1 protein-coding gene is annotated in these 1,292 nt (G+C 42.3%); it reads right to left on the bottom strand.

Annotated elements, in window-relative coordinates; all coding sequences use genetic code 11:
• Nucleotides 1–35: 35 nt before the first annotated feature.
• Nucleotides 36–1,240 (bottom strand): IS3 family transposase gene (locus V7R55_RS19460; RefSeq protein WP_334061019.1). Its coding sequence is split into 2 segments (ribosomal slippage): nt 36–868 and nt 868–1,240, totalling 1,206 coding nucleotides; the frame shifts between segments, so codons are not numbered across the junction.
• Nucleotides 1,241–1,292: the final 52 nt, after the last annotated feature.

Here is a 1,292-nt window from a genome sequence, read left to right as displayed (position 1 = left end):
TGACTAGTCCTGAAATAGGTTGACACTTATTTTGTTTAAAACGCCCGATGTATTTCATCGGGCGTTTTGTATTTAAGGGCCAGATGTGGCCGTCTACCATTATAGATTGCTATTGACTCTGCAACTACCTTTCTCGCTTCTTCTAAATCTCTTGGCTTATGGAGTAAGTATTCATTTTTAAGAATACCGTTTATCCGCTCTGCAAGGGCGTTTTGATAGCAGTCGTAGCCATCTGTCATTGAGCACTTTACATCATGTTTTCTATGGAGTTTTTGATACTCTTCTGAGCAATACTGTATACCTCTGTCAGAATGATGTACGAGTTTTTCGTTTGTACTTTTTTGTTTAAGCGCTCGAGTAAATGCTTGCTTTACTGACTGCGTTCGCATGTTATCGTCAACCTGATAGCCCACAATCTTCCGCGAATAAGCATCTGTAATGAGACTCACATAACTCTCTCCACTTCGCGTCGGCAAGTACGTGATATCCGCTACCCATAGCTGATTGGGTTTATCCGCTTTTAACCCCGCTTTAATGAGGTTGGGATGACAGCGGAACCGATGATGACTATTCGTTGTTTTGTGATAGGCACGCTTTGTCGGCACCAGTAGACGCCTTTCTCTTAGTAAATTAAAGAGATGATCCCTACCAATGTCTATTTTAACGAGCGCAAGAAGATACTGTAGTTTCCTAGTGCCGATGCGAGGTTGCATCATTCGCTCCTGACGTACGAACTGAATGACTCTATCCTCATGCGCTTCGCGCTTGAGTGAACGAGCACAGTGTTGGTAATAGGCCTGACGAGAAATATTCAGATAACGACAAGCTTTGGCTACGGAAACCCCACCTATCACTTTTTCCTGGATGACTTTCTTTTGCGCTTTTTTACAACGCTTACTCCATAATCAGTTTCAAGAACATTCACGACGGCTTCAAAGAAATCAGCTTTCATTTTCGTATCAGCAAGCTCTTTCTCCAGAGCCTTAATACGCTGTTCTGGAGTGAGCTCTACTTTGGACTTATCCACGCAGTTACCTCGTTTAAGAAGCTTAGGTGTACCATCCGTCCAATTTAGACGACCATGCTTACGAAGCCAAACTAAAACCGTTGAACACCCCTGAATTCCGTAGTGGTCTTGTGCTTGTTTATATGTGAATTCGCCTTTTTCAACTTGGTCTACAACGGCCAGTTTAAAAGCGAGGGAATAATCACGTTGAGTTCTTTTGCTATTTGATTTCATTACACTCTCCAAATTAAGTTTGAAAAGTGTCAACGCTATTTAGGATGGGTCA

The organism is Alteromonas sp. S005 (genome assembly GCF_036864475.1).
Lineage (GTDB): Bacteria > Pseudomonadota > Gammaproteobacteria > Enterobacterales > Alteromonadaceae > Alteromonas.
This window is presented reverse-complemented; position numbering and strand designations above follow the sequence as displayed.